The organism is Ruixingdingia sedimenti, assembly GCF_031432425.1.
Classification (GTDB): Bacteria; Pseudomonadota; Alphaproteobacteria; order Rhodobacterales; family Rhodobacteraceae; genus Ruixingdingia; species Ruixingdingia sedimenti.
In genome coordinates, this window is sequence record NZ_JAVKPH010000133.1 from 1 (window position 1) to 644 (window position 644).

The window sequence follows — 644 nt, forward strand, 5'->3', positions numbered from 1 at the left end:
GATCGATGAGCAACCTTTTCTGGCTGACGGAGGCGCAGATGGCACGTCTGGAACCGTTCTTTCCCAAGAGCCATGGCAAGCCGCGCGTGGATGACCGGCGTGTACTGAGCGGCATAATCTTCATCAATCGCAATGGCTTGCGGTGGCGTGATGCGCCGAGGGAGTATGGCCCCCCAAAGACCCTCTACAATCGTTGGAAGCGGTGGAGCGACAAGGGGGTCTTCGCCCGGATGATGGACGGGCTGGCTGCTGAGGCCGCCGTTCCGAAGACGGTGATGATCGACGCGACCTATCTCAAGGCGCATCGCACGGCGACCAGCCTGCGGTCGAAAAAGGGGGACCCGGCGACCAGAGGGGCCGTCTGATCGGTCGGACGAAGGGCGGCATGAACACCAAGCTTCACGCCGTCACCGACGCCGATGGTCGCCCGATCCGGTTCTTCATGACGGCAGGCCAGGTCAGCGATTACACGGGCGCGGCCGCGCTGCTGAGCAGCTTGCCAAAGGCGGAGTGGTTGCTGGCCGACCGCGGTTATGACGCCGACTGGTTCAGAGATGCGTTGAAAGACAAGGGGATAAAACCCTGCATCCCTGGCAGGAAGTCGCGCGGCAAGCCCATCAAGCACGACAAGCGCCGCTACAAAC

At 62.4% G+C, this 644-nt stretch carries 1 pseudogene; it reads left to right on the plus strand.

The features are described from left to right. Positions 1-5: 5 nt before the first annotated feature. Positions 6-644, plus strand: a pseudogene (locus tag RGD00_RS23455) (IS5 family transposase); the annotation flags it as partial.